This window comes from Clostridium neonatale, from assembly GCF_001458595.1.
Taxonomy (GTDB): domain Bacteria; phylum Bacillota; class Clostridia; order Clostridiales; family Clostridiaceae; genus Clostridium; species Clostridium neonatale.
Genome location: NZ_LN890328.1, coordinates 2,009,164 through 2,035,982 on the forward strand (window position 1 = coordinate 2,009,164; position 26,819 = coordinate 2,035,982).

Here is a 26,819-nt window from a genome sequence, read left to right on the forward strand (position 1 = left end):
TTTAATTCCCCCCTATCTTTTGGGTATCTATGTAACTTCTTCTAAGTTGTCCACAAGCTGCATTAATGTCACTTCCCATTTCTCTACGAGTAGTCACCTCAATTCCATAGCTTTTCAAAATTTCTGAAAAATCTTCAATTGTCTTTTTAGAAGATCTCTTAAATGAATTTTCTTTAATTTCGTTTACTGGAATTAAATTAACGTGACACAACATACCTTTTAAAAGTTTTCCTAAAGATTTTGCCTCTTCTCTACTATCATTAACATCTTTAACCAATGCATATTCAAATGTCACTCTACGTTTCGTCTTATCAATATAATACTGACATGCTTTTAATATTTCATCAATTGTATACTTATTAGCTATTGGCATAATCTCTTTACGCTTTTGATCACTGAATGCATGAAGTGAGAGTGCTAAAGTCACACTAAGCTCTTTATCTGCCAACTCGTATATTTTTGGTACTATACCACACGTCGATAATGTTATATGCCTTTGCCCAATATTTAAACCATACTCAGCACTCACTAAATCTAAGAATTTAACAACATTATCATAATTATCTAAGGGTTCTCCACTTCCCATTAAGACTACATTAGATATTCTTTCACCAATATGATTTTGAACAACTAATATTTCCGATAATATCTCTCCACTTGTAAGATTACGAATTCGTCCTCCTAAAGTAGAAGCGCAGAACTTACACCCCATTCTACATCCTACCTGAGTAGATACGCAAATAGAGTTTCCATGCTTATATCTCATAAGTACACTTTCAATTAGGTTTCCATCTTTGAAACCTAATAAAAACTTTTCTGTACCATCTATTTCAGATTTATAAACTTCTACTATTTTCGGTAAATCTATTGTGAAATTCTCTTTTAATTTATCTTTTAAACTTTGAGGGATATTTTTCATATCCTCAAAGTTATAAACATTTTTATATATCCAAGAAAATACTTGCTTTGCTCTAAATGCACTTTCTTTATTTTCTGTCATCCATACTTTTAATTCATCTAAAGTATAGTCTAATAAATTGTTCATTTGTTCCACCTACTATTACTTTTTTTGTAGCTTAGCAACAAAGAAGCCATCCATATATTCATTCGGCATAATAGTTAAAGACCCATCTTTATTATAAACTAAATTATCTTGTTTACCTATAAATGCTCTTTTAGCTTCACAGTCTCTATGTTTTTCTAAAAAGTATTCTATATTTTCCTCATTTTCTTCTTTATTTAAAGTACATGTAGAATATATCATAATTCCACCTGGCTTTAAATATTGCCATGCATTTTCCATTATTTTTCTTTGAATTGAAACAATTTCTTTTAAGTCATTTCTTCTTTTATTCCACTTAATTTCTGGTTTTTTCCTTATTATACCAATGCCAGAGCAAGGTACATCTATAAGAACTCTATCAAAGGCAGATACTAAATCAGAGTTTAATTTTGTTGCGTCATTCTCAGCAACTTTTACATTAGTAATACCTAATCTCTCACAATTTTCTTTTATTAAGTTTAATTTTGAAGTATGTAAATCAAAAGAATAGACTTCTCCTGTATTATTAAGAATTTCCGAAATATGTGTAGTTTTACCACCTGGTGCAGCACATAAATCTAAAACCTTCATTTTATCCTCTAGCTCAAGCAACGGTGCAATTACCATGGCACTTTCATCTTGAACTGTAATTTTTCCTTCATTAAATAATGGATTATTTTCTATAGATTTTCCGCCCTTTATGCATATAGCTTCAGGACATACTACACCTTCTTCTATTTCATATTCCATTTTTTCTAATTCTTCAAATACTTCATCGTAATCTGCTTTAAGTGCATTAACTCTTACACTTACCTTTGGAACATAGTTAAGTCCAGACATTATTTTCTTTCCTTGTTGCTCTCCATATTGCTTGAATAAAAGACGTATCATCCAAGGCTCAAATGAAAATTTATATGCATATTCATCAATTTTGTTTCCTTGAACTTCTATGTCATCTGGATTTTTAGAAAAGTTTCTAAGAATACCATTTACTAATTTTGAATCATTTTCTGATATTTCTTTAGCTTCTTCAACTGCCTCATTACATGCTGCATAAGCTGGAACTTTATCTAAAAAATTCATTTGATATATTGCTACCCTAAGAATATTCAGAATAGTTTTATCCATTAATTTTATATCTTTAACGAAATTAGATATAATAATATCTAGCGTCTTTTTTCTTCTTAAAACACCATAAACAAGTTCTGTTAATAATGCCTTATCCTTATCACTTAAATCGCATTCATTTAATTCATTTGAAAGAATTAAATTTGAATATGCTCCTTCATCTAAAACTCTATTAAGTATCTTTACTGCTAATTTTCTACAATTCATATTTTACCTCTTTTAATCATCTCTACTATTGCTAATTGCAATTAGTCTTACTAATTGTGATATTGCCATCAATGTAGCCGCCACATACGTCATTGCTGCTGCATTCAAAACTTTTTCTGCGCCTTTTACTTCATCTCCATACAAAATGCCTCTAGACTTCAGTATATTCAATGCTCTTGTCGATGCATCAAATTCAACTGGTAATGTAATCAGTTGAAATATAACTACAGCTGAAAATAATATAATTCCAAGAGTTGTTAAGCCTTTAAATCCCATCACTATACCTAAAAAGAATAATATCCAGGATATACTCGAACTAAAATTCACTACTGGAACTATAGAATTTCTTATAGTTAATGGTTTGTATGATTCTTTATGCTGAATTGCATGCCCTACTTCATGTGCAGCAATTCCTGCTGAAGATATAGTTGAACCACTATATACTTCTGGTGATAATCTTAAAACTCTGCTTGATGGATCATAATGATCTCCAAGCTTAGAATTTATTTGTTCTATTCTTATATCAAATAATCCTGCTTCATCTAACATCATTCTTGCCACCTGTTGACCAGAATATCCATTTATTATCCTTACTTTTGTATATTCATTATAAGCTGAATTAACCTTTGATTGAGCCCAAAAAGAAATTATTAAAGCTGGAATAAGTAATATCATTGTTGGATCGAAATATGAATAAAACATTCCTATGCACCTCCATTATTCCAAAATTATATCTTTTTCAATCTCGTGTCCATTTATATATTGTTCTATGGTTAAAGGCTTACCATTTGGAAATTGTACCTTTTTAATAAGTAAACATCCTTCTTTGCAAGCTACTTTTATTCCATTTTTATCAACATTTAATATTGTGCCTGGTTCTTTATTACTGCTTTCATATAAAACTTCTGTTTCATAAATTTTCATTCTATCTCCATTATAGTTACTATACGCAATTGGCCATGGATTTAAACCTCTAACTAGATTATGAATTTCTTGTGCTGTTTTATTCCAAGATATGTGTGCTAATTTTTTATCAAGCATTTTAGCATAAAATGTTTCTTCTTTCTGTTTTTCTGGAATAATAGTCTTATTTACAATTCCGTCAATTGTTCTTAGTAAAAGATCTGCACCTCTAACACTCAAAATATCATGCAGTTCTCCACATGTCATATTTTCAGTAATAGTAACTTCATCTTTAAGTAACATATCTCCAGTATCTAGTCCTATATCCATTAACATAGTAGTATTTCCTGAAATTTTTTCTCCATTTATTATGGCCCAGTTTAACGGAGCAGCTCCTCTATACATTGGTAGAAGTGATGCATGTAGATTTATGCAGCCATACTTTGGTATATCTAAAACCTCTCTTGTTAGTATTTGGCCAAATGCTACTACTATAATAAAATCCGGACTAATTTCTTTTAATATTTCTATAAGTCCCCTATCATCTTTTAATTTTATTGGTTGATAAACAGTTATATCATGCTTTAATGCTTCTTCTTTTACTTGTGAGTAGGCCATTTTTTTTCCTCTGCCTTTTGGTTTATCTGGCTGAGTTAAAACGCACTCAACATTATGAGTTTCAATTAATTTTTTTAATGATGGAACTGAAAATTCCGGAGTACCCATAAATACAATTTTCATTATGCTAAACCTCCATATTTTATTTTTCTAATTTATCTACAAATAATGTTCCATCTAAATGATCATATTCATGCAATATAGCCCTTGCCAATAATTCTTCACCTTCAATCTCGAATTCTTCACCTTTTTCATTTAAAGCTCTTGCTTTAACATAATTAGCTCTAGTTACTTCTTCATATCTTCCTGGAACACTCAAGCATCCCTCTTCTCCTGTTTGAGAGCCACTAGTTTCTAATATTTCTGGATTAATAAAAACTAATGGTCCATCTCCAATATCAATTACAAACAATCTTTTTAATATACCAACTTGAGGTGCTGCAAGGCCAACACCATCTGCATCATACATTGTATCAATCATATCTTCAATTAATGTTAATAATCTATTATCTATCTTTTCTACTTTTCTACATTCTTGTCTTAAAACTGTATCTCCAATTTTTCTTATATTTCTTAATGCCATTTTTCTTCCCCCTAAGTCATACTATTAGGATTAATATCAATACTAACCCTTATTTCATTATATACACTCTTGTTTAATTGATAAAGAGTATCTTTAACTTTTTCGTTAAAATCATCATTTAACTTTCCTTTTAGAATTATTTGCCACCTATAATTATCTTTTAATTTGGTTATTATACATGGTACTGGCCCATAAATTGTAATTTCTTCATCTAATATTAATTCTTTCAAACTTCCTTCCAAATTATACATAAATCTTTTCAATTTGTCTTCAAACTTTGACACACAATTAATTAATAATATTTTACCAAAAGGCGGATTCCCCATCAACTGTCTAATTCTTATTTCTTCCTTAAATAAGTTAATATAATTTTCATTTTTTGCATATTCTAAACTATAATGATTTGGAGTATAGCTTTGAACTATTACTTTCCCTTCATCTTCACCTCTTCCGGCTCTTCCTGATACTTGAGTTATAATTTGATACGTTCTTTCAGCAGATCTATAATCCGGCATATTAAGTGACATATCCGCTGCAAGCACCCCAACTAAAGTAACATCTTTAAAATCTAGACCTTTGGATACCATCTGAGTCCCTATTAGTATATCCGCTTCTTTATTTTTAAATGAATTGTATATTGATTCATGGGCATTCTTATATCTTGTAGTATCAACATCCATCCTTAAAACTCTTGCTTTTGGAAAATATTTTTTCACTTCTTGTTCTACTCTTTCAGTTCCAGCTCCAAAAAATTTAACATATCTACTATTACATTTTGGACATTCTTTTTTAACTTTTTCTGCTCTTCCGCAATAATGACATATTAAATATCCATTTTTATGATATGTCATCGAAACATCACATTCTGGACATTTAAATACATATCCACAACTTCTGCAGGAAATAAATGTAGAAAATCCTCTCCTGTTTAAAAATAATATTATCTGCTTTTTTTGTTCCAATGTTTTATATATTTCTTCAGAAAGTTTTCTACTAAATAATGAAAGATTTTTATTTTTTAATTCTTCTCGCATATCTATTATCTCCATATGCGGCATGTTTTTCCCATTAACTCTGTTATTCATCTCAACAAGTTTGTAATCACCATTTATTGCTCTATAATAACTTTCAATACTTGGAGTTGCAGAACCAAGTATCAACTTGCAATTTTTCATTTCACTTAAAAATTCTCCTACTTCTCGTGCGTGATACTTAGGATTATGTTCAGATTTGTATGTATTTTCATGTTCTTCATCAATTATTATTGCGCCAAGATTTTGAAGTGGTAAAAATAAAGCACTTCGTGCTCCAATGACAAGTCTCGCTTTTCCTTCTTTAACTCTATACCATTCGTCAAATCTCTCTCCTTGAGACAATTTACTATGAAACAATGCTACATCTCTGCCAAATCTGCCTTTGAATCTTTCAATCATCTGAGGTGTTAATGAAATTTCAGGAACAAGCACAATAACACTTTTTCCTTCCTTTAGCATTTCTTCTGCAATTCTCATGTAAATTTCTGTTTTACCAGAACCAGTTACCCCTTTTATTAGATATTTTAATTCACTTCCATACAGTATTGTTGATAAACACTTTCTTTGTTCTTCTGTTAATTTCTTCTTATTATCTTCATCATATTTCCTAATATTATATCTAAATACAACTTGCTCTTCACTTTTCAATATATTGTCATTAATTAGTTTGTTCAAACAATATAATGAATAACCCTTTTGTTTTGTCAGCTCACTTTTTGTATATACACCATTGTTTTCTTTTATATATTTATATAACTCTATGTAGCTATCTTTTTTTAATTTATCTTCATAATCTTCTTTTTCTATACATATAACATATTTTTTCTTTTTAGTAGATCCTGTCATAATTCCACTTGGAATTAACATTCTTACCGCATCAATATATTTACAAAGGTATTTTCTTCTTAAAAAATATACTAAATTTATATCATCTTGTGTTAAAATGGCCTCATCATCACAAACTTTAATTATTTCCTTTATTTTATATTGAACACTAATTTTATCATTGTCAATTAAAGAAAAAACAAATCCTTCAATTGGCTTGCTTCTTGCTCCAAATGGAACCTTAACTCTATGTCCTATTCCAATTTTCTTTGTGACATTATCAGGGATTTTGTATGTAAACATTCTATCTATTTCTAAAGCATCACTATTTATAATTATTTCTGCATACATATTGTTTTTATCCCCCTTTAGCGCTAATTTATTTACACAGACAAGCTTCTTCTATAATAGAAAGAAGCGCAACATTAGCGCTTCTTAAGTATTATGTCAAATAAATTTCTTGCAACTTTTTCTTTACTCATTTTTTCTAGATTTATTTCTTTATTATCCTTAGAGATAATTATAACTTTATTCTCTTCTACTCCAAAGCCAGTATCCTTTGCACTTATATCATTTGCCACTATATAATCTAAATTCTTTCTTTTCAATTTAGATAGTGCATTTTCTTTTAAATTTTCACTTTCTGCAGCAAATCCAACTAAAACTTGATTTTCTTTTATTTTCCCAAGCTCCATAAGAATATCATTATCTCTTGTAAAAACTATTTCTAAATCATTATCTTTTTTCTTAATTTTTTGCTCACTATAATTTTTAGGCTTATAATCTGCAACTGCTGCCGATTTAATAACAATATCACTTTCCTTAAATCTTTTTAAAACTTCATTTTTCATTTCTTCATTTGTAGATATTTTAATAAAATTAACACCTCGTGGACTTTGTAATGATGTTGGTCCAGAAATCAAAGTCACCTCTGCCCCTCTATCTCTTGCTTCCTTAGCTATTGCATATCCCATTTTTCCACTTGATCTATTTGTAAGATATCTTACCGGATCAATTGGAGCTATTGTTGGTCCTGCTGTAACTAAAACCTTCTTTCCTATTAGATCCTTATTAGTATTTAATACTTCTAATACTTTTTCTACTATAATAGTTGGATCTTCTAGTTTACCTTTTCCAGTTGTTCCACAAGCAAGTCTTCCTTCTGATGGTTCAATAAATTCATATCCATAAGATTTAAGCTTCTTGATATTATCCTGAACTATATTATTTTCATACATATTGGTATTCATTGCTAGAGCAAAAATCACTTTTGCCTTTGTTGCCATAATTGTTGTTGATAGCATGTCATCAGCTATTCCATTTGCAACTTTACCAACTATGTTCGCTGTTGCCGGTGCAATAAGCATTACATCTGCTTTTTCTGCCCAACTTATATGAGCAATTTCCCATGCCTTTGGTTCCGAAAAAGTGTCAACAGCAACTACATTTTGGCTTAATGATTGAAAAGATAATGGTGTCACAAACTTTGTAGCATTTTCTGTCATAATAACATTAACTTCGATATCTTTCTTTTTGAGCTGACTTACAATCTCTAGTCCTTTGTAAGCAGCTATACCACCGCTTACCCCTAATAAAACATTTCTTTTCATTTTATTTATTAATATTATTTCCTACATTTTCATATTCAATTGCATCTTGATCTACTTCATTAATGGCAATTGTTAATGCTTTCTTTGTATCAATATCAATCTTTGGTTTTGAACCTCCAATTATTTGTCTCGCTCTTTTTGAAGTTACAATTACTAATGAATATCTATCATTCACCTTTTCTAATAAATCTACTACTGATGGATTAATCATAGAGTTGTTCATGTATTAAGTCCTCCTTTGAATCTAATATACTATGTTTTAATCTGTCTACTCTACATTTTTCTGCATTAATTATCGCTTCTATTTTTTCTGTTGCAGTTTCAACTTCATCATTTACTACTGCATAATTATATCTAGAAACAAAATTTATTTCTTTATATGCCGATTTGAATCTTTTCATTAAAGATTCTGGAGTTTCACTTCCCCTTTTTATAATTCTTTGTTTTAATTCTTCCATTGAAGGTGGTAATATAAATATGAAAATACCATTCTTACTATTTTCTTTTACTTTCAATGCACCTTGTATATCTATCTCAAGGATAACATCTTTCCCACTATTTAAAATTTCTTCAACATTTGATTTTGGTGTCCCATAATAATTATCATATACTTCTGCATATTCTAAAAAATCACCATCTTCAATTTTATTTTTAAATTCATCTTTTGTCATAAAGTAGTAATTTACACCATCTATTTCTCCAGATCTAGGTAATCTAGTTGTTGCTGAAACAGATAAATTTAATTCAGGATGCTTTTGTAATAATCTTTTACATATAGTACCTTTCCCTGCTCCGGATGGTCCTGATATAACAATTAATAATCCTTTTGCTTTACTATTTTCCATTTTGTTCCTCTTCCTCATCAACAATATCATCTTTAGCAGATAACCTATGCGCTACCGTTTCCGGCTGAACTGCTGATAATATAATGTGATCACTATCTGTTATTATAACAGATCTTGTTCTTCTTCCATATGTGGCATCTATAAGCATACCTCTATCTCTAGCTTCTTGAATGATTCTTTTTATAGGTGCTGATTCTGGGCTAACAATTGCAACCAATCTATTTGCAGAAACTATGTTACCAAATCCTATGTTTATCAACTTAATTCCCATTTCTATTCTCCTTATTATTCAATATTTTGAACTTGTTCACGTATCTTTTCGATTGTATTCTTTATTTCAATAACATAATTTGTCATATTAATATCAATAGATTTAGATGCTATTGTATTAGCTTCTCTGTTCATTTCTTGAATAATAAAATCCAGTTTTCTTCCAATAGCTTCATCTAATTCTAATGTATCTTTAAACTGGCTCAAATGACTTTTTAATCTAGTTATTTCTTCATCTATAGCAGATTTATCAGAAAGTATTGCAACTTCCAATGCTATTCTACTTTCATCAATTTCTACCTCTGTTAAAAGTTCCCCCAATCGCTCTTCTAGTTTTTTCTTATAATTTAATGGTATAGTATCAGCTAATTTTTCAATTTCTACTACCATATTATATATATGTTCTATTTTAATTAAAATATCCTCTTTTAATTTTTCACCTTCTCTAATCCTCATTTGTTCCATAAGTTCAAGTGCATTATTAATAAGTGGAGAAATTTCATTTAAAATATCATCTAAATTTTCTTCTTTTTCCACAACTGTTATAACATCTGGAAATCTAGCTATTTTAGTGGTTGTTATATCATCAATTGTATGTAACTCATTCTCAATCTCTTTTAAACAGTCAAAATATGCCTTAGCCAAATTAATATTTAAAACTGGTTCAGCTGTTGAATTTCCGTAATTCTTATAATTTATAAAAACATCAACTTTCCCTCTATTCAGTCTTTTACTAATCATATTTCTTATCTTTTCTTCTAGTGAAATCATTGCCTTAGGCATTCTTATATTTATATCTAAATATCTATGATTTACACTTTTCATTTCTATTGAAAAATTTAAAATACTATTTTCTTCACTTTGCGCCCTTCCAAAACTTGTCATACTTTTTATCAATTTAAACACCTCCTTATTATACTATTTATTAAAACAATAAATATATATTAATTAATTGGCTAAATTAAGTCAATAATTTGTTTACAGAATGTTAACATTTTATTTTAAAGCCAAGAGCTTACTCAAAACTTATTTAATTAAAAATTAGTAGCGAATAGTTAAAAAGAATTTGTGAAAAGTTTTATGATAAAAATCTCAATTCTTCCACTCTCAACACTTCACTCTTATTAGTTTTAAAATATTATTTTTTATAATTTTCTGTGCTATAAAAAATAAGGATATTCCATACTAACTGAAATATCCTTATTTTATAATAATTTTTCTTATAAATCTTAAATTAAGAAGAATAGCTTAAATACGAATATAATTGCTAACACAATCATCACTACAGATATCTTCTTCTTTTCCCCTTTTGCAAAGAATATATTATATAATAAATTTATAACAACATATGCTATTACACCTATAGTTAATCCATCACCTATACTGTATGTAAGCGGCATTAATGCTATAGTTAAAAATGCTGGAAGACCTTCTGTAATTTCAGCAAAATCAATATTTTTAACTGCTCCTAGCATTAAATATCCAACATATATTAAAGCTGGTGCTGTAGCGCATGATGGTATTGCAATAAATATTGGAGAGAAAAACATAGCAATTAAAAATAATATTCCTGAAGTTATTGCTGTCCATCCTGTTCTTCCACCTGCTGCAACTCCTGTTGAACTTTCAACATAAGTAGTTACCGTTGACACTCCAAGACATGCTCCAACAGTTGTTCCTACTGCATCTACCATTAATGCCTTACCTACATTTGGCACTCTCCCCTTATCATCAAGCATTCCAGCTCTTGAAGCAACACCAACTAATGTTCCTACTGTATCAAAAAAATCTACAAATAAAAATGTACATACTATAGTAAAGAAATTAACAATACTAGTTGGATGTAGTGCATAATTTAAATCTAACTTTCCTGCTATAGGTGCTATACTTTCAAATTTAAATATTCCATTTGGTAGGTATATTCCCATTTCTGATGCTGCAGTTGGGTTAATTAAAGCATATCCCCAAGCTAATAAAGTACTCACTACTATTCCTACTAATATTGATCCTTTAGCACCTTTTTTATCTAACACAGCTATTATTATTGTACCAATTAATGCAACCAATACTGTTGGCAATCTAAAATCACCAAGCGCTAAATATGTAGCTGGATCTGATACTACAAGGCCACTTCCTGTTAATCCTATAAAAGCAATGAATAATCCAATACCTGCTGTAACTGCATATTTCATATTCATTGGAATTGCATTTACAACTGCTTCTCTTACTTTAAATAATGATAATAAAATAAAAATAATACCTTCTACAAATACTGCTGTTAATGCTATCTCCCATGATATTCCCTGTCCTATAACCACAGAATAAGCAAAATATGCATTAAGTCCCATTCCTGACGCCAATACAAATGGCAAATTAGCATATAATCCCATAAGTATACTAGCAAACGCTGCTGCTAAACATGTAGCTGTTACTATAGCACCTTTATCCATACCTGTTTCACCTAAAATATTAGGATTTACAGCTATAATATAAGCCATTGTTAAAAATGTTGTAAGCCCTGCTATGAATTCTTTTTTCATGTCAACATTTTTATTTGTAAATAATTCAAAAAAAGGCTTCTTTTGTTTTTCTTGTTGCATTATTCTACCTCCGAAAATTACTTAACAAATTAATATAACCAAAACAGTTACTTTATTTAATTTGTACAAAATATAGAATCTTTATACGTTGACCCATAGTAATATATTTACTCTATCAGATAGATACTATATATAACTGATACTAATATTTCTTCGACTACGAATCACGAATGACAAATTGAATTATATATCAATTATTCGCATATTTCAACATATTTTTTTCAAATAATATCAGAAGTATTCAATTTTATTAATATTATAGATAAAATATAATAAATAACCAACTATAAAAGTAACTAGAATAGAACAATATAAAATTATACAACATCGATTTGTATATAAGTTAATTACTATATTCATAAAAACCTGAGGTTAACAAAAATTTAAAAAGGAGATAACTAATTTGATAGTTGTCTCCTTTACTTATATGGAAAGTAGCTTTTAGGGATAAACTACTAATGAACCCTGTATTTCATATCTTTCTATAAAACACTTATGTTTTTAATGCATTTCATTCATCATCTTTCTTATTCACTTACTAAAAAAGAGTTGTGATAAAACCTCACAACTCTAAAAATTCCAAAATTATCTTCTATGATTTTGTTGCTTTCTAGCTCTTCTACAATCTGGGCATCTAACAGGCTCATTTTCAAAACCTTTTTCTTTGTAGAATTCTTGTTCTCCTACTGTGAATATAAATTCATTCCCACAATCTTTACATACTAATGTCTTATCTGTCATATTAAATTCCTCCTTATTTATTAAAGATCAATATTAATTAATATAATTCTCTAAAATATGGAGAAATTAATAACTAAAAAAATCTTTTATTTAATTCTTTTAAAGTATATCACTATTACTATCTAATTACAAGCCTTTTATTTGATATATTATAATTTCAGGTGAATCACTTAAAATCATTGATCCTATAATCCAATTTCAAAAATATCTTTTATTTCATTTATGCTCTCAGTATAATTTACAGCTACTAATAACTTAATTCTAGCTTTTTGGCCTGTTAATACATCTCCAAATATACATCCTAACTCTTTCAACTCTTTTCCACCACCTTCATAACCATAAGATTCAAAAACTCTTCCTTCTAAGCATCTTGATACTATTACAACTGGTATATTATTCTTTATGGCTCTTTTTATTCCATCCACCATGTTATAAGGTACATTTCCTCTTCCGAGGGCCTCTATTACTATTCCTTTGAAATCACTTTCAATTATAAAATCCAAAAATCTCGAATCACTTCCGGCAACACATTTTATAAGTGCAACATCTTTGTTGATTTTTTCCACCTGAATACTTTTAACTTTAGGATTATTTCTATAAAATATAACTCTATTATTATCAACAATACCTATTGGTCCAAAGTTTGGTGTGCTAAAAGCATTTAGCGCCATTGAATTCTTTTTAGTTACTTCCGATGCACTGTGAAGCTCACCATTAAAGCAAACAAGTACCCCTCGTTCTCTAGACTCTTCCGATATAGCTGTACATATTGATGAAGCTAGATTAAATGGTCCATCATATCCAAGCTCTGAACTACTTCTCATGGCTCCTGTTACAACCACCGGCTTATTGCTCTTTAAAACTAAATCTAAAAAATATGCAGTTTCTTCTAATGTATCTGTACCATGTGTAACAACAACTCCACATATGTCTTCTCTTTCAATTAATTTCTGAATCATTCTGGATAAATCAAGCATCAAATTAGGTGTCATATATGGAGATGGTAAACTTGAAAAATTATAAGTTTCTATTTCAGCATATTTTTCAATTCCAGTAACCATTGCCATTATCTCTTCTCCATTTAAACTCGGAACTGCTGCTTTTATTCTCTCATCAACCTTCATAGATATTGTTCCACCATTAAATACAATTGCTACTTTTTTCATTTTTATAAAACCACCTTTTCTTTTGTTTATAATTTGCCTCTCAAATAATGTTCATATTCAAAACTTTACTATTTAATTAAACATAAAAAAAACTCTCAGAAATAATCTAAGAGCTTAACCTTATCTTTTGGCAGGTCGGCGTATCCTGCATCTCTGGTTACTAAAAAATTAGCGCATGAGGAGCCTTTGCTCACCTCAAAAAACAAGTGTTAATTACATAATAATAGTTTTTCTTTTATTCCCGAGTTACTTGCTTTAACTATATTTCCTTTAAAAAGCTTGGAATTTAACTTTCCAATTGTTATTGGATATAAGGTTGCAACATATATATACTTATCTGCTGCATCAATTTCAAGACCTAACAATAATTCTATATTATCTATGCTCTTTATCAATTCAATAGATTTCACCAAATTCTTTTTATTACTTATTCCAAAATAATCTGGTTCTTTAATAATTTTCTCTACTATTTCTATTATATTGTCTTTAATCTTTTTTGTGAGTTGTTTACCATGCCTCTTCTTAATATGCTTTATTACTCCTGGAGATGCATAAACAACTTTAGGGAAATCAAGCTCTAAGAGCTCACCTATAGAGTTTTGTAATTTACCGACTTTCTTATAAGCTTTATACTCTTTTCTCATAATATCCCTCATTTATATCCTTTTATTTATTATATATTAATTTCATGTATTTTTCTACTCAAATACATAAAAGAGTTTTCGATTTCTTACCTCCAAAATTTGAGGGAGAATTTCTAGTATATTATTAAAATTCTCCCTAGCATACTTATTAGAATGAAAGAGGATATTACTATGTAATTTTTTTAGAATGGATTTCTTAAAAATCAACTAATATATCTTATCCTCAATCACAAGTGTTTAATTATAATATTATACAGATTAATCCTCCATTTCCTTCGTTTATAATCTTCTGGAGTGTTTTTTGTATTTTAACTTGAACATCTTCTGGCATCTTATATAATTTATTTTGCAATCCTTCCTTCACTAACACTTCCAATGATTTTCCTAACATATTGCTTTGCCATAATGACGCTGGATCTGTTTCAAACTGTTCAAGTAACCCTTTAACAAGTTCTTCTGTTTCTTTTTCTGATCCCATTATAGGATTTATTTCTGTTTTTATATCGCATTTTATTAAATGCAAACTTGGAGCACTTGCTTTAAGCTTAACTCCGTATTTATTCCCTTGTTTAACAATTTCAGGTTCTTCAAACTTCATTTCTGATAATTGAGGTGCAACTAGTCCATATCCGTTTTCACGAACATCCTCTAAAGCATCTTTTACCTTATCATATTCACATTTTGCATAAGTTAAATCTTTTATAATTCCAAGTAAATTACTTTCTGAGTTTACCTCTATATTACATATTTCACTTAATACTCTATAGAATATTCCATCTTTAGGTTTCATAACTATTTGTGCTGTTCCACTTCCAAGATCTACTTCTTTTATTGTTGCTGCCCCTAAAAAATCTTCATTATCAAAACTTTCCAAGCAATATTTTATGTCTCTAACTTTGGATACATCCTTACTCATATCCATAATTATGTTAAAGAATTCTTTCTTTAACCAATGATCACATTCAATATTTTCAAGCCATTCTGGCATATCAATATTAATCTCTTTAATTGGAAATTCTCTAAGTACATATTCAAATAATTTTTCTATGTCTTCCTCACCTAAATTATATACATCCATTATTTGGACTGCAACATTATATTTCACTTCTAATTCTTTCTTTAATACCTTAGTTTCTGGCGCATTAGGCTTATTTGTGTTAAGCACTACAATAAATGGCTTATTTAATGATTGTAATTCTGAAATTACTCTTTCTTCTGCTTCTACATAATCTTCTCTTTCTATGCCAGTTATGCTTCCATCAGTTGTAATAACAAGTCCAATAGTTGAATGATCATTTATAACTTTTCTTGTTCCTATTTCAGCAGCATCTTCAAATGGAATTTCATACTCATACCAAGGAGTATGAACCATTTTGCTTTCTTCACCTTCCAAGTATCCAAGTGCACTTTTAACAATATACCCAACACAATCTACCAATCTCACCTTAAATTTAATTTCATCTCCAAGTGTTATTTCTATTGCTTCGTTTGGAACAAATTTAGGTTCTGTTGTATGAATACTCTTACCTGATCCACTTTGTGGTAATTCATCTTTAGCTCTTTCTTTCTTATAGCTGTTATCTATTTTCGGTATAACCATAAGATCCATAAACTTTTTAATAAATGTTGATTTTCCAGTTCTAACCGGACCTACTACCCCCACATATATATCACCTTGGGTCCTATCAGCTATATCTTTGTATATATTAAAATTGTCCATATTTTTTTACCTCCTAGTATTCTTTTTACCAATATATATATATTCCTTTAACTTTCAAAATATACACATCTATAGGAAAGTAAAAATTAATATCTTTTACATAAATGTTATCTAATAAAAATTAACCTACAGAAATATGCTTGAATATTTCTGTAGGTTAATTTAAAATTTTTTAATATGCGAATTGGCTGTTATATAGTTCATAATAAAACCCATGCTTCTTTAATAATTCTTCATGTTTTCCCTGTTCTACTATCTTGCCTTTATTCATAACCAGAATTTTATCAGCATTTATGATTGTTGAGAGTCTATGGGCAATCACAAAACTTGTTCTTCCTTCCATAAGCTTCAAAAATGCTTTTTGAATTCTAACTTCTGTTAGTGTATCAATAGAACTTGTTGCTTCATCTAAAATTAAAACTTTAGGTTCTGCAAGCATTACTCTTGCTATAGTTAACAACTGCCTTTGTCCAGCTGATAGATCTTCATCATTTATTATTGTATCATATCCATTTTTTAATCTTTTAATAAAAGAATGTGCATATGCTGATGTTGCCGCATTAATTATTTCCTCATCAGTAGCATCTGGCTTTCCATAAGCTATATTTTCTTTTACAGTGCTATTAAAAAGCCATGGCTCTTGAAGAACCATTCCAAAATTTTTTCTAAGACTATCCCTGGTGATATCATTTATATTATTGCCATCAATATATATTGCACCCTTATCTATATCATAAAAACGCATTAATAAATTCACTAATGTCGTTTTTCCACACCCGGTAGGACCTACAATAGCAATTGTTTCTCCACATTTTACTTCAATAGAAAACTCTTCAATTAATGAAATATTCTTATCATAAGAAAAATACATATTATCGATTGTTATATTTCCTTTACATTCAGTTAATTCTAACGCGTTAACCTTATCTGGTTCTTCTGTTTTTTCATCTATAATATTAAAAATACGTTCTAGTGATGCAAATGCAGTTTGTATCTGAGCTGTTATCCCTGATATTTCATTAAAAGGCTTTGCAAATTGAGCTGAATATATCAAAAAGCTTGAAATTATTCCAACGGATACTCCTTCTGTTATAGCTAAGATACCTCCTACTAAACCAACGGCTATATAGGAAATATTATTAATAAATCTTGTACTTGGATTTATCATTGCAGACGCAAACATTGCTTTAGTAGCCGTTTTGCACAAGTTATCTGAAATACAATCAAATTCTCTTATGGAAGCCTTCTCCCTATCAAAAGCTTTTACTATCTTTTGATTACCAACTATTTCTGCAACAAAAGAAGACAATTCACCAACTGATTGCTGTTGCTTAGAAAATGAGCTTTGGCTAAATCTACTTATAGTAGCAGCAATAAAAAAACATATGGGTGTAACTACCAATATCCCTAGTGTGATTTTAACATTTAAATATAACATACATATAAGTGCAGTAATAACTGTTACTATCCCTGAAAATACATTAGTAATTGAGACGGCTAAAGCATCACTAACATTGTCCAAATCGTTTGTAAAACGGCTTATAATATCACCATGTGGATGATGATCATAATATGATAATGGCTGTTTATTCAAACTTTTAAATGTATCTCTTCTCATATCTCTTACTATTAAATATGAAACCTTATTGGCGTATCGTGATATAAACCATTGAAATATTGAAGAAAGCATATATATAAATCCAAGGCCAATCAATATTCTTTCTAGGTTCTTAAAGTTTACATTATTTATTCCCCCAATATTATCAACTGCTACTCCATTTAAATATGTTGCAACAACAATTCCTATATTACTCATAAAGGCACACAATACAGCTAATACAATTTGAAAATTATATGGTTTCATATATGTTAAAACTCGTTTAAAACTATTCATAACTCAGCTCTCCTTTATTTAACCTGAGATTTATATATTTCTCTATAGGTGTCACATCTATCTAATAATTCTTCATGTGTTCCAAGTCCAACACATCTTCCATCATCTAAAACTAATATCTTATCAGCTGAAATAATTGAACTTATTCTTTGAGAAATTATTATCTTAGTGGTATCTTTCAAATTCTCAACTAAAGATTTTCTAAGCTTCTTATCCGTTTCATAATCTAATGCGCTTAGACTATCATCTAAAATAATTACTGAAGGTTTTTTTACCAAAGCCCTAGCTATTGTTAATCTCTGTTTCTGTCCTCCAGAAAAGTTTTTTCCACCTTCATATATATGTGAATCTATACCCTTTTCCATTTTACTTACAAATTCATAAGCTTGTGCATTCTTTAAAGCTTCAACTATTTCGTCCCTAGTTGCATCCTCTTTTCCCCATTTAATATTATCAGCTATAGTTCCTGTAAATAAAACAGATTTTTGAGGTACTATCCCAATTTGTTCGTGTAAAAAACTTTGAGAAAGTTTTCTTACATCTTTTCCACCCAAAAGCACAGCGCCTTTTGTTACATCATAAAATCTTGGTATTAAATTAGCTACTGTGGATTTTCCACTACCTGTTGTTCCAATTATTCCGAAAACTTCTCCATTATAAATTGAAAAAGATAAATTAGACAATGCTTCTTCTTCATTATATTTAAATGATACATTTTCAAAAGTTATAATTTCTTTATTTTTTACTAATGTTTTCATGTTAGTTTCATCTACATTAAGTTCATCTTTTATACTTGCGGAATATTCTAAAATCTCACTTATTCTAGATGCTGATGCTGATGCTTTCGTAAATGTAACAAGTAAATTAGCAACAACTATTAAAGCCAATAAAACCTGTGTTATGTAATTAATTAATACTACAATATCTCCTTGAGTTAATGTACCTATATTTACATTAATTGCTCCAAAATGAAATAAAGCTATTATCCCCATATTCATTATAAATGAAGTTAGTGGATTCATTAATGCAGATAAATTTGTTACTCTTATGTATGCTTTTGACACATTCTCAGTTGTTTCTTCAATACGTAGTTTCTCATTTTCATGCCTTGCAAATGCTCTAATTACACGAACACCACTTAAATTTTCTCTAAGTACATGTCCCAGTTCATCCATTTTAGTTTGAGCAGCTTTATATAGCGGAACTGTTCTTTTCATTATTATTGCTATTACTAATATAAATACAGGAATTAAGATTGCAAAAATTAAAGACATTTTAGGGTCTATATATATTGACATTATTAATGCACCAACACATAGAAATGGAGCTCTACTTACAAGTCTAATTAACATAGCTACAGCTAATACAACTTGATTCACATCATTTGTAATTCTATTAATAAGTGTTGAATTTCCAAACCTATCTATATCTGAATATGAAAATAATGATATTTTTCTTAATAAGCCTTTTCTAATGTCATTTCCTACACTTTGACATGTATAAGAAGCATAATATTGACATAAAGAAGCTGATGCTAGTCCTACACTTATTATTATGAACATACAAACTACCATCTTTATTACATAAGATATATCATTATTCATAATTCCTATATCTATTATTTTCCCCATAAAAATTGGTAATAGAAGTTCAAGAATTGCTTCAAATAATTTAGCTCCAGAACCTATTACCGTCTCCTTCATATATGGTCTAAGAAACCTTCTAAGTTTAAACACCGTTTATTCCTCCTCACATATTTATTTACTATATACTTTATTATTATACATCAATGTATAATAATGCAATAGCATAAATTATTAACAATGTGAGTTATCATACAATTCAATACATACTAACCATTTGCTTTACATGTATCCAAAATCATTTTGTAATCTAAGTTATTAATTTCTGCATACATTATTTTTTTCTTATCCAAAGTAGAAATATATTTATTATTATGATAGTCATAATCCACTAATTCAAAGAAAAATTTTTGAAGCACCTTATATATATCATAATTAACTGCCCCTTCATCTAAATATAATGTACAATATTGAAGCATATAAATATATATGAGATAAATATGAAATGTAATTTCTTCCTTATAATCTTCATATGCATTATGTTCTTTAAACTTCTTAACCAAACATCGTAGTGCATTCATTTTATCTTCTATTTGAATATTCTCATCACCATTACTTGTAATTGATTCAAGATTATTTGAGTAGTAATACAAAACAAGATCTGTTGCATAAACTTTTTTCAAATACAACATTACAACCGGAAGAAAATCTATATCTTCAAAAGTTACCTTTTCTCTAAATTTAATATTATTATCAACTATTATGCTTCTTCTTATAATTTTACTCCACAAAAATCCTGGATAAGCAACAAGATGTCTTCTTTTTTCTAAATTTAACTCTCCCCATGTTTTTTCAATTGTTGTTAATGCATTCTTTTTAGCACTCCCATTATAAAAGCCGCAATCTACCATATCATAATTTCCGCTACTAGCTAAGTTATATAACTGCTCATACATATCTTTTTCCACATAATCATCACTATCAACAAACCCTAAATATTCACCTTTTGCAGCCTCAATTCCTCTATTTCGTGCACCACCTGGACGTTTATTTTCATTAAGATTTATCAAAGTTATTTTCTCTGAATACTTTTCCTCATATCCGTTTAAAATATCTATACTTTTATCTGTAGAACAATCATTAATTAATATTATTTCAATATCCTTTAAACTTTGATTAACAAGAGATTCTAAACATCTACGTAAATACTTTTCGTTATTATATACCGGTACGATTATTGATACTTTAATCTTCATCACAATCACTATTCCTTCTCTATTAATTCATAAATATTTTATAATAAAAATATAAATTTTTAATAAACAAACATAAAGTACTAATTATTTTTTATAAACAATCAATTATTTTATCAAAAAAATCTTAAGATTAAACTAAAATAATCACTTCAGCATAATCTTAAGATTATAATCTTTTAATTAAAACAATTCACTTTTCTTGTCTCTACTCATCAACTCATTCACTATAACTTCTGGAGTTTTATTTTCAAATAATCCTCTGTATAGTCCATCAGTTATAGGCATTGAAATGCCTAACCTTTCTTTCAGTTCAAAGAAAGCCTTACATGCACTTACACCTTCAACAACCATTCCAACCTCTTTAATAGCATCATCTACATTCATTCCTTTTCCTATTAAAAGTCCAGCTCTTCTATTTCTAGAATGCATTGATGTACATGTAACTATTAAATCTCCCATTCCTGTAAGTCCATAAAATGTTTCTATCCTTCCACCAAGGACCATTCCAACTCTTGTTATTTCCTTCATTCCTCTAGTTATAAGTGCAGCTTTTGTATTATCTCCATACCCAAGACCATCAACTATCCCCGCTGCAAGTGCTATAATATTCTTCACAGCTCCACCAATTTCAACACCAATTAAATCATCATTAGTATATACCCTGAAATAATTAGTCATAAATAAATCTTGGATATCCATAGCACATCTCATATCTTTAGATGATGTTACAACTGTTGTTGGTATTTTCATTGCCACTTCTTCTGCATGACTTGGCCCTGATAATACTACTATAGGATTATTTAATTCTTCTTCCATTACAACTGAAAGTCTTTTATCAGTTCCTTCCTCAATTCCTTTAGCTATTGATATAACAGGAATATCACTTTGAATCTTTCCTTTTATCTGCTTACACATAAGTCTTATTACATGTGAAGGGACTGATAAAACTATATATTCTGCATCTTTAATCGCATCATCTATATTATTAAAAGCAGTTACTCCTTGTGGAATTTTTAAATCTTTAAGGTACTTTTCATTTGTTCTTTTATTATTAATTTCGTTCACTACATCTATGTCTCTATCATAAATGCTTACGCAATTATCTTTTTCTGCAAGTAACACAGCTAAGGCAGTTCCAAAACTTCCTCCACCTAAAAAAGTAACTTTACTCATTTTTATTATTCCTTTCTTTGTCTATATTCTATTTGAATACCTGTTCCTTTAAAATCAAAACTTTCTCTTAATTGATTTTCTAAATATCTTTCATATGAGAAATGTCTTGCTTCTGCATCATTTACAAAGAAAATAAATTTTGGTGGCTTTGTTGCAACTTGAGTTGCATAATAAATTTTCATTCTCTTAAGTCCAACTACCGGTGGTTCTTTCATAAGTATTGCTTTACTTATAACATCATTTAATATACCTGTTGCAACCCTCTTATTATAATTATCATAACAGTATTTTGCTTTTTCTAAAACCTTTTGTGTTCTTTGACCTGTTAATGCTGAAATAAATAAATATTCTGCATAGCTTAAGAATTTTAATTTACTTTGTAACTCTTTTTTAAATTTATCTAAAGTCTTATCATCTTTTTCAACAAGATCCCATTTATTTACGATTACCATAATAGCTTTTCTCATTTCATGAGCATAACCTATTATTCTTTCATCTTGCTCTGTTATTCCCTCAGTTGCATCTATCATAAGTATGCACACATCAGCTCTTTCAATTGCAGCATAGGTTCTAACAACACTATATCTTTCAATTTCTTCTTTTACTTTAGATTTTCTTCTAAGTCCTGCAGTATCTATTAGTATAAATTTACCTTCTTCAGTTTCCAGATAACTATCTATAGCATCTCTAGTTGTCCCTGGAATATCAGAAACAATTACTCTATCTTCTCCAAGAAGTCTATTAATCAATGAAGATTTTCCTACATTAGGTTTACCAATCATAGCTATTCTTATGTATTCATCTTCCTCTTCTTCGTAAATTGATTTATCAAAGTTTTCAACTATACGATCAAGCATATCTCCAAGTCCTAATCCTTGTGATGCTGAAATTGTTATAGGATCACCAATTCCCAAATTATAAAATTCATATGCATTATCTTCTTCTTTTAAAGAGTCAACTTTGTTAACTACTAAAACTACTGGTTTTTTGCTTTTTCTAAGCATATTTGCCACTTCATGATCTGCAGCCGTTAAGCCTTCTTTACCATCAACTATAAATACAATAACATCAGCAGTCTCTATTGCTATATTAGCCTGCCTTCTCATTTGTTGCACTATTATATCATTTCTTTCTGGCTCAATACCACCAGTGTCAATCATTGTAAAATTATAAGTAAGCCATTCTGCTTCTGCATAAACTCTATCTCTTGTAACACCAGGTGTATCCTCTACTATAGATATTCTCTTTCCTGCTAATCTATTAAATAAAGTTGACTTTCCAACATTCGGTCTACCAACCATAGCAACTATCGGTTTCGCCATTTTAAATTTCCTCCTCTTTATATTCGTTAAGTTTTTCTATTAAGTCTTCACCTGTAAAATCTACCACTATAACTTTAACATCCAATGCTTTTTCAATATCTTTTATTTTAATATCGTCTAACATTATCTGCTCCGTTGAATCAGCAAGTTCATATCCTTTTCTAAACATATTATCTGACATTATAAGATATTTACTTTTTATAACGCCCTTCATTTGGTCAATTATATCTGTTCCTGTTAATAATCCTGCCACTGTTATTGTTTTACCAAAATAATTATTATCTATCTTATATACATCTAATTGCACATTAGGATTCTTTTCCTTAATCTTTTTACTTGCTTCTAAAAGTTCTGGATATGCTAAAGCTCCTGTAACAATAGAAAAACTACCTTTCATATTTGTGTCTAGATCACCCAATGTATAATCTATAGCATCTCTAAAGCATCTTACCATTCCAACACCATCTTCTATTTGATGATAATTGTCATAGAATTCTGCTTCTGGAATTGGCTTTTCTGCCACAAGATAAAACTCATCTGATAATCTAACAAATGGACTTCTAGCTTCTTCATAATAACGTTTTTGTAGTTTTTCAACTCTTTCAATTTCCGCTCTAGCCCCTTCTTTAGTATAGGTTCTTACATGCGTTAAATTTTCTCTATATTTTGTAACTCCAATTGGAACTACAGCTACACTATCCACTTGTGGATATAATTCATACAAATCCTCAATTGTTCTTAAAAGTTCATCTCCGTTGTTTATATCAGGAATGCTTACTATCTGGGCATTAAGCTGTATTCCTGCTTCTACAAGCCTTTTTAATCGCTCCATAATGTTTCCTGCAAATCTATTATTAAGCATCTTAACTCTAAGTTCTGGGTTTGTTGTATGTACTGAAACATTTATAGGACTTATATGATAATTTATAATTCTATCAATATCTTCTTCCTTCATGTTTGTTAATGTAACAAAATTTCCTTGAAGAAANTCGCTCCATAATGTTTCCTGCAAATCTATTATTAAGCATCTTAACTCTAAGTTCTGGGTTTGTTGTATGTACTGAAACATTTATAGGACTTATATGATAATTTATAATTCTATCAATATCTTCTTCCTTCATGTTTGTTAATGTAACAAAATTTCCTTGAAGAAAAGATAATCTCGAATCATCATCTTTGAAGTAAAGACTATTTCTCATACCTTTAGGTAACTGATCTATAAAACAAAAAATGCATTTATTGCTACATCTCTTTGCTTTATCTATAAGACCTCCACCAAATTCTATTCCTAGATCTTCTTCATAATCTTTTTCTATTTCTATTTCCCAGATTTCTCCGCTATCAGCCTTCTCTATTTCAAGCACTAATTCTTCATCTTCAGACAAAAATTTATAGTCTATAATATCTTTAACTTCTTTACCGTTAATAGAAATAAGCGAATCATTTTTTTCAATTCCAACTTCTTCAGCAATACTGCCTGGAGTTATGTTTGTTATAATACTTTTCATAATTTCTCTCCTTATTATAACATACTATCTATCCTTGTTATATTACATGATTACTTTGTTTAAGTCAATAAAAGTGTTTATGTAAACTTAATATTTTTATTATTGGTAATAGATATTTTTGTTATTCAATTAAGTTTCAATTGTTATAGAATTGCTTTACTTAAAATTTACAAAACATACCTATAATTTTAATATCAATGATCTAATATTATATTATTACCATTACTTATAATAATTTTAAAGGTTGTGATTTTATTTGGAAAATGTATCAGATATAACTTTATATAAAAACCTTCAGAAGTTATTAACTAAAGCAAATATATATTCAGTTTTTCAACCCATTATTTCTTTAAAAGACGCTAGCATACTTGGGTATGAAGTATTAATCAGAGATATATCAAATTTAATGAGTCCTCAAGAACTAATTAACTCAGCTATTAAATACGATAAAATAATTCAACTTGAAAGTCTGTTTATAAAAAAGGCTTTAGAAAATTCATCAAAAAATGAAATAAAAGAAAAATTATTCATAAATATAAGTCCATTATTTTTACACAAAAAAGAATTATTTAATGAATTAGTTATAAATTTTTCAAAAGAAAATTCAATAGGTCTAGGAGATATCATCTTAGAAGTTACAGAGCAAGAAAATATATATTCTGATGATATTTTTAAGCAGAATATTGAATACTATAAATACAAGCATTATAAAATAGCTATTGATGATTTAGGTTCTGAGCATTCATCATTAAACAGAATTTCTGTGATCAAGCCTGAATTTATAAAACTTGATATGCATCTTATACGCAATATTCATAAAGATGAAATTAAACAAGCCATTGTAAAAAGTATGTGCCAGCTTGCCAATTCAATAGGATCTTATATAATTGCTGAAGGTATTGAAAGTGAACATGAACTTCAAAAATTAATAGATTTAGATGTTCATTATGGCCAAGGATATTATTTGCAAAAACCTGCTGAGAAACTATTTCCCCTAAAGGATGAGATATATAAAAAAATAATTAATTTCAATATAATCAACAGTAATAGACCATCATATACTATAAGTACTCTTTCAACTCCATCTAAAACAATAACCTCTAACATTTTGGTTAGTAAAGTAGATGAAGAGTTTAAAAAAAATACTAAATTACTTAGTATGTGCCTTGTTGACAATGATATTGTTAAAGGAACTGTTACTAGAAATTCATTTTATACCAAACTTGGTAGTATGTATGGCTATAGCCTCTATTCTTTTAAACCTATATCATCAATAATGAACAAAACCTTTCTATCTGTTGATTGTGACATGTCTATAGAAAAAGTTATACATCTTGCAATGTCTCGACCAAATGATTCATTATACGATCATGTAACTATTTTAAAAGACTCAAAATATTTTGGAACCGTAACTATAAAAAATTTATTAGAAAAAACTATTGAAATAGAAATTAATAATGCAAGACACCTTAATCCCCTCACAGGATTACCTGGAAATCTGCTTATAGAACAGAATCTTGAATGTCTAATTAATTCAAACGCACCATATTCTATTCTTTATTTTGATATTGATAATTTTAAAGCCTATAATGATGTTTATGGTTTTGAGAATGGAGATAGAATCATATATGGGTTATCTGAAATAATATGTAATAACATTCCCAAAGATAGCTTTATAGGGCATATCGGTGGAGATGATTTTATTGCTATAATTTCATCGTATTATGTTGAATCAATATGCGAAGACATCATTAGCTCATTTGATTCAAATATTACAATGTGGTACAGCCAACATGACATTAACAATCAATATATCATAGCTACAAATAGACATGGCTTTAAAGAAAAATTTTCTTTAGCTTCAATTTCTATAGCAGTCGTCACTAATAAACACAATATATTTTCAAGCATTTTTGATTTAGCCAAAGAGACTAGCGAAATAAAGAAAAAATGCAAACAGATTCCTAGAAGTTCCTATTTAATATTATAGTAATCATAAAACTATGATATTAAATAAAACTTATAAAACATCCCATTTATTAATTCAGTTTAAAGTATATTATATAGTATTTGAAATTAGGATTAAGCTTATCCAAAATTCTCCAGAGGATTTAAAATAAATAAAGTTACTATATCAAAAGAAAATA

22 protein-coding genes and 2 pseudogenes are annotated in these 26,819 nt (G+C 28.9%); 1 reads left to right on the forward strand and 23 read right to left on the reverse strand.

Annotated features, from left to right (window positions below; all coding sequences use genetic code 11):
* Position 1: 1 nt before the first annotated feature.
* The 23 genes and pseudogenes from rlmN to BN2920_RS16085 all read right to left on the reverse strand — a co-directional run.
* The gene (gene rlmN / locus BN2920_RS15975) at positions 2 to 1,045 is read right to left on the reverse strand and encodes a dual-specificity RNA methyltransferase RlmN (protein WP_058295975.1); all 1,044 of its coding nucleotides are present in this window, start codon (positions 1,043 to 1,045) and stop codon (positions 2 to 4) included.
* A gap of 15 nt (positions 1,046 to 1,060) precedes the next feature.
* Positions 1,061 to 2,377 carry a 16S rRNA (cytosine(967)-C(5))-methyltransferase RsmB gene (gene rsmB / locus BN2920_RS15980; protein WP_058295976.1) on the reverse strand — a complete coding sequence of 439 codons (1,317 nt, stop codon included), beginning with the start codon at positions 2,375 to 2,377 and terminating at the stop codon, positions 1,061 to 1,063.
* Positions 2,378 to 2,389: 12 nt separating this feature from the next.
* A complete protein-coding gene (locus tag BN2920_RS15985; protein ID WP_058295977.1) occupies positions 2,390 to 3,079 on the reverse strand; it encodes a zinc metallopeptidase in 690 nt (229 codons plus the stop codon).
* Between the two features lie 15 nt (positions 3,080 to 3,094).
* Positions 3,095 to 4,021, reverse strand: a complete 927-nt coding sequence (fmt, locus tag BN2920_RS15990) for a methionyl-tRNA formyltransferase (RefSeq protein ID WP_058295978.1) — start codon at positions 4,019 to 4,021, stop codon at positions 3,095 to 3,097.
* 19 nt (positions 4,022 to 4,040) lie between these two features.
* Positions 4,041 to 4,481 (reverse strand): peptide deformylase, encoded by a 441-nt coding sequence (gene def, locus BN2920_RS15995; protein ID WP_058295979.1) that lies wholly within the window; start codon positions 4,479 to 4,481, stop codon positions 4,041 to 4,043.
* An 11-nt stretch (positions 4,482 to 4,492) separates the two neighbouring features.
* Positions 4,493 to 6,691 carry a primosomal protein N' gene (priA, locus tag BN2920_RS16000; protein ID WP_058295980.1) on the reverse strand — a complete coding sequence of 733 codons (2,199 nt, stop codon included), beginning with the start codon at positions 6,689 to 6,691 and terminating at the stop codon, positions 4,493 to 4,495.
* Between the two features lie 74 nt (positions 6,692 to 6,765).
* The gene (coaBC, locus tag BN2920_RS16005; protein WP_058295981.1) at positions 6,766 to 7,950 is read right to left on the reverse strand and encodes a bifunctional phosphopantothenoylcysteine decarboxylase/phosphopantothenate--cysteine ligase CoaBC; all 1,185 of its coding nucleotides are present in this window, start codon (positions 7,948 to 7,950) and stop codon (positions 6,766 to 6,768) included.
* A gap of 1 nt (position 7,951) precedes the next feature.
* On the reverse strand, positions 7,952 to 8,173 hold the full coding sequence (gene rpoZ, locus BN2920_RS16010; RefSeq protein WP_058295982.1) for a DNA-directed RNA polymerase subunit omega: 222 nt from the start codon (positions 8,171 to 8,173) through the stop codon (positions 7,952 to 7,954).
* Complete coding sequence (gmk, locus tag BN2920_RS16015; RefSeq protein ID WP_058295983.1) at positions 8,154 to 8,795, reverse strand: guanylate kinase; 642 nt, start codon at positions 8,793 to 8,795, stop codon at positions 8,154 to 8,156. Before gmk ends, rpoZ begins: the two co-directional genes overlap by 20 nt.
* Positions 8,785 to 9,066 (reverse strand): extracellular matrix/biofilm regulator RemA, encoded by a 282-nt coding sequence (gene remA / locus BN2920_RS16020; RefSeq protein WP_058295984.1) that lies wholly within the window; start codon positions 9,064 to 9,066, stop codon positions 8,785 to 8,787. Before remA ends, gmk begins: the two co-directional genes overlap by 11 nt.
* A gap of 14 nt (positions 9,067 to 9,080) precedes the next feature.
* On the reverse strand, positions 9,081 to 9,962 hold the full coding sequence (locus BN2920_RS16025; protein WP_058295985.1) for a YicC/YloC family endoribonuclease: 882 nt from the start codon (positions 9,960 to 9,962) through the stop codon (positions 9,081 to 9,083).
* Positions 9,963 to 10,294: 332 nt separating this feature from the next.
* Positions 10,295 to 11,665 (reverse strand): NCS2 family permease, encoded by a 1,371-nt coding sequence (locus BN2920_RS16030; RefSeq protein ID WP_058295986.1) that lies wholly within the window; start codon positions 11,663 to 11,665, stop codon positions 10,295 to 10,297.
* Between the two features lie 585 nt (positions 11,666 to 12,250).
* Positions 12,251 to 12,406, reverse strand: a complete 156-nt coding sequence (locus BN2920_RS16035) for a zinc-ribbon domain-containing protein (RefSeq protein ID WP_058295987.1) — start codon at positions 12,404 to 12,406, stop codon at positions 12,251 to 12,253.
* A gap of 185 nt (positions 12,407 to 12,591) precedes the next feature.
* Positions 12,592 to 13,572: an asparaginase gene (locus BN2920_RS16040; protein ID WP_058295988.1), complete on the reverse strand. Its 981-nt coding sequence runs from the start codon at positions 13,570 to 13,572 to the stop codon at positions 12,592 to 12,594.
* A gap of 209 nt (positions 13,573 to 13,781) precedes the next feature.
* Positions 13,782 to 14,216 carry a PBECR3 domain-containing polyvalent protein gene (locus tag BN2920_RS16045; RefSeq protein ID WP_058295989.1) on the reverse strand — a complete coding sequence of 145 codons (435 nt, stop codon included), beginning with the start codon at positions 14,214 to 14,216 and terminating at the stop codon, positions 13,782 to 13,784.
* A gap of 241 nt (positions 14,217 to 14,457) precedes the next feature.
* On the reverse strand, positions 14,458 to 15,936 hold the full coding sequence (spoIVA, locus tag BN2920_RS16050; RefSeq protein ID WP_058295990.1) for a stage IV sporulation protein A: 1,479 nt from the start codon (positions 15,934 to 15,936) through the stop codon (positions 14,458 to 14,460).
* A gap of 172 nt (positions 15,937 to 16,108) precedes the next feature.
* Positions 16,109 to 17,830 carry an ABC transporter ATP-binding protein gene (locus tag BN2920_RS16055; RefSeq protein ID WP_058295991.1) on the reverse strand — a complete coding sequence of 574 codons (1,722 nt, stop codon included), beginning with the start codon at positions 17,828 to 17,830 and terminating at the stop codon, positions 16,109 to 16,111.
* 14 nt (positions 17,831 to 17,844) lie between these two features.
* Entirely contained in the window at positions 17,845 to 19,533 is a 1,689-nt protein-coding gene (locus BN2920_RS16060) for an ABC transporter ATP-binding protein (protein WP_083498940.1), read from the reverse strand.
* A 149-nt stretch (positions 19,534 to 19,682) separates the two neighbouring features.
* Positions 19,683 to 20,669: a glycosyltransferase gene (locus tag BN2920_RS16065; RefSeq protein WP_058295993.1), complete on the reverse strand. Its 987-nt coding sequence runs from the start codon at positions 20,667 to 20,669 to the stop codon at positions 19,683 to 19,685.
* A gap of 180 nt (positions 20,670 to 20,849) precedes the next feature.
* On the reverse strand, positions 20,850 to 21,842 hold the full coding sequence (locus BN2920_RS16070) for an NAD(P)H-dependent glycerol-3-phosphate dehydrogenase (protein WP_058295994.1): 993 nt from the start codon (positions 21,840 to 21,842) through the stop codon (positions 20,850 to 20,852).
* Between the two features lie 5 nt (positions 21,843 to 21,847).
* Positions 21,848 to 23,164 (reverse strand): ribosome biogenesis GTPase Der, encoded by a 1,317-nt coding sequence (gene der, locus BN2920_RS16075; protein ID WP_058295995.1) that lies wholly within the window; start codon positions 23,162 to 23,164, stop codon positions 21,848 to 21,850.
* Position 23,165: 1 nt separating this feature from the next.
* Positions 23,166 to 24,152: pseudogene (locus tag BN2920_RS16080) on the reverse strand (DUF512 domain-containing protein); the annotation flags it as partial.
* A 13-nt stretch (positions 24,153 to 24,165) separates the two neighbouring features.
* Positions 24,166 to 24,672: pseudogene (locus BN2920_RS16085) on the reverse strand (PDZ domain-containing protein); the annotation flags it as partial.
* Between the two features lie 256 nt (positions 24,673 to 24,928).
* Here BN2920_RS16085 and BN2920_RS16090 point away from each other — a divergent pair.
* Positions 24,929 to 26,662 (forward strand): GGDEF domain-containing protein, encoded by a 1,734-nt coding sequence (locus tag BN2920_RS16090; RefSeq protein WP_058295996.1) that lies wholly within the window; start codon positions 24,929 to 24,931, stop codon positions 26,660 to 26,662.
* Positions 26,663 to 26,819 lie beyond the last annotated feature (157 nt).

Coding starts and splice junctions, on each gene's coding strand:
- rlmN (WP_058295975.1), bottom strand. CDS start 1,045: ATGAACAATTTATTAGACTATACTTTAGATGAATTAAAAGTATGGATG.
- rsmB (WP_058295976.1), bottom strand. CDS start 2,377: ATGAATTGTAGAAAATTAGCAGTAAAGATACTTAATAGAGTTTTAGAT.
- BN2920_RS15985 (WP_058295977.1), bottom strand. CDS start 3,079: ATGTTTTATTCATATTTCGATCCAACAATGATATTACTTATTCCAGCT.
- fmt (WP_058295978.1), bottom strand. CDS start 4,021: ATGAAAATTGTATTTATGGGTACTCCGGAATTTTCAGTTCCATCATTA.
- def (WP_058295979.1), bottom strand. CDS start 4,481: ATGGCATTAAGAAATATAAGAAAAATTGGAGATACAGTTTTAAGACAA.
- priA (WP_058295980.1), bottom strand. CDS start 6,691: ATGTATGCAGAAATAATTATAAATAGTGATGCTTTAGAAATAGATAGA.
- coaBC (WP_058295981.1), bottom strand. CDS start 7,950: ATGAAAAGAAATGTTTTATTAGGGGTAAGCGGTGGTATAGCTGCTTAC.
- rpoZ (WP_058295982.1), bottom strand. CDS start 8,173: ATGAACAACTCTATGATTAATCCATCAGTAGTAGATTTATTAGAAAAG.
- gmk (WP_058295983.1), bottom strand. CDS start 8,795: ATGGAAAATAGTAAAGCAAAAGGATTATTAATTGTTATATCAGGACCA.
- remA (WP_058295984.1), bottom strand. CDS start 9,066: ATGGGAATTAAGTTGATAAACATAGGATTTGGTAACATAGTTTCTGCA.
- BN2920_RS16030 (WP_058295986.1), bottom strand. CDS start 11,665: ATGCAACAAGAAAAACAAAAGAAGCCTTTTTTTGAATTATTTACAAAT.
- BN2920_RS16035 (WP_058295987.1), bottom strand. CDS start 12,406: ATGACAGATAAGACATTAGTATGTAAAGATTGTGGGAATGAATTTATA.
- BN2920_RS16040 (WP_058295988.1), bottom strand. CDS start 13,572: ATGAAAAAAGTAGCAATTGTATTTAATGGTGGAACAATATCTATGAAG.
- BN2920_RS16045 (WP_058295989.1), bottom strand. CDS start 14,216: ATGAGAAAAGAGTATAAAGCTTATAAGAAAGTCGGTAAATTACAAAAC.
- spoIVA (WP_058295990.1), bottom strand. CDS start 15,936: ATGGACAATTTTAATATATACAAAGATATAGCTGATAGGACCCAAGGT.
- BN2920_RS16055 (WP_058295991.1), bottom strand. CDS start 17,830: ATGAATAGTTTTAAACGAGTTTTAACATATATGAAACCATATAATTTT.
- BN2920_RS16060 (WP_083498940.1), bottom strand. CDS start 19,533: ATGAAGGAGACGGTAATAGGTTCTGGAGCTAAATTATTTGAAGCAATT.
- BN2920_RS16065 (WP_058295993.1), bottom strand. CDS start 20,669: ATGAAGATTAAAGTATCAATAATCGTACCGGTATATAATAACGAAAAG.
- BN2920_RS16070 (WP_058295994.1), bottom strand. CDS start 21,842: ATGAGTAAAGTTACTTTTTTAGGTGGAGGAAGTTTTGGAACTGCCTTA.
- der (WP_058295995.1), bottom strand. CDS start 23,164: ATGGCGAAACCGATAGTTGCTATGGTTGGTAGACCGAATGTTGGAAAG.